Below are 3,865 nucleotides of genomic sequence, written 5' to 3' on the forward strand. Positions count from 1 at the left end.
TCTATCCTAACATAAGATCAACACGACCTAAGGCTTGTGGGAAATCGGGGTTGCCCAGAAACAGGCCCTCCACCTGCACCAGAGGCAGGGTTTGGCCATCGCGGTTGACAGTAGGCATCTCTTGGCGAATCAAGTCCAGCGCTCGTTGTTCGATGGCAGCCCGCTGGCTTTTCCGGTAAAAGTCTTCCGAATTGAAAGAGGCGGAGATATCCCGGATTTTGGAGCGCACCACCGGCACCACCACCGTGGAAAGATAGTTCTCGCCGATGTTGGCGTGCAGCTCGTCCAAAGTGGCGAGGTTGGGCTTGAGGGCAATGGCCACATCGATGGCAAAGGCTTGCCCATCGGCAGTGTTCACGGTGATGGCGTTGCTGATGGCATTGGCCGAGGCGGGGTCGTTGGTAAACTCCCAAACGCGGGTGAGCACGGTGTAGGTGATCGGCGTTTCGATCCCTGGGATCCGGAAGATGGCCCCTGGCAGTTCCACCCGCCCCTTCTGCAACCCGGAAAAGGTATTGAAAACTACAGTGGCATGTCCGGGCAAAGTGACGTACAGGCAAGCGCGGAGCACTCCCAGGGCCGCCAAGACGGCGATCCCTCCCGCGGTTAGCCAACCGGCTCTGCTGTGGGGTGCTTCTCCTGTTGGATACATGGCGGCTGCTCCCGTTTTAGGGTCGGTGAGAAGAGCTGAGGAAATTGGGGACAGGCTAAAAGGATTGATTTCCTGTTGAGTTATTTGGTGATCAAAGTTTCCAGACGGGATCCCAGTACCGCGGCTTTGACCACCTCTAGGTACTGCGGATTTTGGGTGAGGGCCTGTGCTTTGGCTCTCAATTGACCGGCTTCTGCCTCAGCTTGAGAAATGATGGCGCGGGCATCTTGGCGGGCCTGCTCGATCTCAAATTGCTTTTGCGCCAGTTGATTTTCGGCAATGGTTTTTGCCTCAATGGCCGCTACGAAATCAGGATCGAAATCCACATCCCGCAGCAGAAAATCCAAAACCTCGATGCCGTATTCCTTCAGCAGAAGAGCCACCCGTTCCCGAATTTGTCCTTGCAGCAGCGGGCGCTCCGTGGAATACAGAGCCTGGGCGGAAAAGCCGCTGGTCTCATTCAGAATGACCGACCGAACAATAGGAGCGATGCGATCCAGGTAGTTCTCCCCCAGTTGCGTATAGACCTTGGGGGCGTCCACAATGCGAAACTGCAGCGTCGCCTCAGCCGCAATCTGCTGCCCATCCTGAGAAAGGGCCACCAGCCGCGGCGCGTAGGCAGTCGGGTCTTTGTCCTTCCAGGTGAGGGCCTGCGTTTTTACATCGAAGGTAACCGTGCGCGAGACAAAAGGCGGCACCCAATGGAGACCAGGCTGCAAAGCCATCGGGCTCACCCCCCCTCCCCAGGTGAACACCACCATATTTTCTCCGTTGCCCACCAGTCGCAGCGGCCTGCCCATCGCCACTAGGATCAATACGGCTCCGGCAAGGGTGGCCTTGGGCAACCAGCGACCAACTCGCCTTTCCCAACCTTCTGCTCGCATCTCCCCATCTCCTGCGCATGCAGCCATTCTCGCGGCTGTGGGGAAATGAGGCTGAGAAATCGCCGCTATTTTTTAAGCCTTCTACAGGGATCCCTGTCTTTCTCTCCCACTATTCGCAACGATGTCGAGTTCTCTACAAAGTTCACAAAAGATCACTTCATACTTTGCAAAGACCCGTGACGGACAGGCGAAAAGGGAAGAAGATTAAGACATAATAAAGATTTGGGTTGCCGTTCATGCTGTCCATTCCCGATTACGAGCGGCGGGACATCCAAGTGCCACTCTCGTGCATCCCCGTTGCCGCCCGGGCCTTGATCCGGCAGGGGGTATCCGTCTGCTGGCGGGAAGAAAGCCTGTCTGCCTTGATTCGTCTGGGATCCAAAGGAGCCGCCGACCGGGCCGCCATTCTGCTGGTGGAAATGAGCCTCATGGGCCAACCTGAGGAGCTAAAAAGCTGGCTGGAGATGTGCTGGCAACTGCCCGCTTGTCCCAGGGAACCGCTGCAGGTGTAGAGGTACCCTCTGTGGACGAATGCGGGATCGGCTTCTGTAGCTATTCCTCTGTAGCTACTCTGAACATGTCTAAGACATCCCCCGCCGCCTTGCCCTGCTAGCCTCTCTCCCACTTTGTTTGGGAAGCTGCAAGCTTTTTTGCTCGAATTCTACCGAGTTTGTACCCCAGACTACAGCGCTGCTCAATCCAATTGTGACCTCAAAGTTTGCACTCCCCGCCGCGACCAGCTCACCGCTCCAGCTCGATCGGCTACGTAGAGGGGTCGTTGTTTCTGCCGGAACCAGGTGACCACCGTCTCGCCGACAGAGCCAGAGCTAATGCCCGCCTGCACCTGAAAGCGCTCCAGGAGATCCAAAATCAGGGATCCCCCGTCCCACCACAGCCAGTCGATCTGGGCCGGCATCAGCGGGGATCCGGTTAGCTCGGCTTGCACATGGGTGCCGGCAGAGCCCAGCAGCAGCCAATGGGATCCCTCTGTTTCTAAAGTCAACACCAGGGGATTGGTGTGGATGGCCTGTAGGCTCAACCGCTGCGACACCGGGATCCGGTCGGCAGGCTGCAACACTCGATAGGGGATCCCGGCAGCTTGCACGGCACTAAGGGAACGCAGGTAACTTTCGGAAGCCGCATTAGCCCCTCCCCCATCCCAGAATTGCCCAATCGCGTTGGCGGGACGTACTCCTTTGGAGAAAGCCGACAGCAGGATCTCCCAGCCGCCATTGGCAGAGCCGGCGGAGGTCATGGCCACCGCCCCGTCCAGACGGCGCAAGCCCTGCTGCCGCAAAAAGGGCAACACCGTGCGTTCTGCCAAACGGGGATCCCCGCTGTTGAGCAAGAGGTGGCGCCCTTCCGCTTGAATGGCCAGGATGGGAATTCGTCCACTGGCCAAGGCGGTAATTTGGACCGGCGGCCCCGGCCACATCCTTGGACCCAGGAGGATGGCGGCCATGATCAGGGCTGTGCCCTGCCAGCGGAAGGCCTGTCGCCACCGCGGCCAAAAGGTTAGGGCCACCAGCGCCCCGTAGAGGAGCAGGCACTGGAGCAGGGAGACCCGGCCGGTGTAGTAGGAACTCAGAGGCCAGCTGGCCATCCAGTTCACCCAGTTGATTAAAGGCGTGATCAAAAACGTCAAGGGCCGGGCCAGCAGGGATCCCAGCCCTGGAGAGAGTAAAGCCACAAAGGCCACCCCGAACCCCGCCACCAGCAGCGGCAGCAACAGGATCATCAGCAGGGGATTGGCCAGCAGTGAATAGGTGGGGATGCGGCCAAAGATGGCCACCTGCAGCGGCAAAGTCCAGATCTGGGCGGCCAGAGGAACGGCCAAGGCGGTGGCCACTGCCGGGGGCAAAAAGTCCAAGCGGGAAACGATGGGAGCTGTCCCCACCAGCAGGCCCAGGGTGGCGGCAAAGCTGAGCTGAAACTCCAGGTCTGTAATCCACAGCGGCTCGTAGATTAAGAGCAAAACTGCCGCCACCAGTAGCGTCCCCAGGGGATTGAGCTTCACCTTTCCTTCCAGGCGCGGCTCCGTCAGCACCAGCATGGCTGCTGCCCCCATCAGTGCTGCCCGCAACACCGAAGGGCTGAACCCCGTGAGGGCGATATAAAGCCCCAGCACTGCCAGAATGATCCCCTGCTGCAGGCGCACCGCCAACCGCCGTGTTAGGACAAACACCACCCCCACCAACAGCGACACATGAAACCCAGAGGCGGCCAGCGCATGGGCCATGCCGATTTCCCGGAAGGCATCCTGCAAGTCGAAATCCAATTGGGCGGCCCGGGATCCCAGCACCAAGGAAGCCAACAGATTCCCCTGCCG

The 3,865-nt window shown here is 59.2% G+C and carries 4 protein-coding genes; 1 reads left to right on the forward strand and 3 read right to left on the reverse strand.

Annotated elements, in window-relative coordinates; genetic code table 11:
• Position 1 precedes the first annotated feature (1 nt).
• Both NW856_RS11790 and NW856_RS11795 read right to left on the reverse strand, forming a co-directional pair.
• Positions 2–652: an SPFH domain-containing protein gene (locus tag NW856_RS11790; RefSeq protein WP_414400433.1), complete on the reverse strand. Its 651-nt coding sequence runs from the start codon at positions 650–652 to the stop codon at positions 2–4.
• An 80-nt stretch (positions 653–732) separates the two neighbouring features.
• The gene (locus NW856_RS11795) at positions 733–1,536 is read right to left on the reverse strand and encodes a prohibitin family protein (protein WP_414400434.1); all 804 of its coding nucleotides are present in this window, start codon (positions 1,534–1,536) and stop codon (positions 733–735) included.
• 236 nt (positions 1,537–1,772) lie between these two features.
• Between NW856_RS11795 and NW856_RS11800 the strand changes: the two genes are divergently transcribed.
• Positions 1,773–2,048 (forward strand): hypothetical protein, encoded by a 276-nt coding sequence (locus tag NW856_RS11800; protein ID WP_238376900.1) that lies wholly within the window; start codon positions 1,773–1,775, stop codon positions 2,046–2,048.
• Positions 2,049–2,230: 182 nt separating this feature from the next.
• On the opposite strand, the gene NW856_RS11805 is transcribed toward NW856_RS11800, so the two are convergent.
• The coding region (locus tag NW856_RS11805) for a ComEC/Rec2 family competence protein (RefSeq protein ID WP_414400435.1) at positions 2,231–3,865 on the reverse strand (1,635 nt) is incomplete at its 5' end.

The sequence above is a fragment of the Synechococcus sp. R3-13 genome, assembly GCF_047462195.1.
Classification (GTDB): Bacteria; Cyanobacteriota; Cyanobacteriia; order Thermostichales; family Thermostichaceae; genus Thermostichus.

Excerpts from the sequence above, each read along its gene's own strand:
- NW856_RS11790 (WP_414400433.1), bottom strand. The coding sequence starts at position 652 with ATGTATCCAACAGGAGAAGCACCCCACAGCAGAGCCGGTTGGCTAACC.
- NW856_RS11800 (WP_238376900.1), top strand. The coding sequence starts at position 1,773 with ATGCTGTCCATTCCCGATTACGAGCGGCGGGACATCCAAGTGCCACTC.
- NW856_RS11795 (WP_414400434.1), bottom strand. The coding sequence starts at position 1,536 with ATGCGAGCAGAAGGTTGGGAAAGGCGAGTTGGTCGCTGGTTGCCCAAG.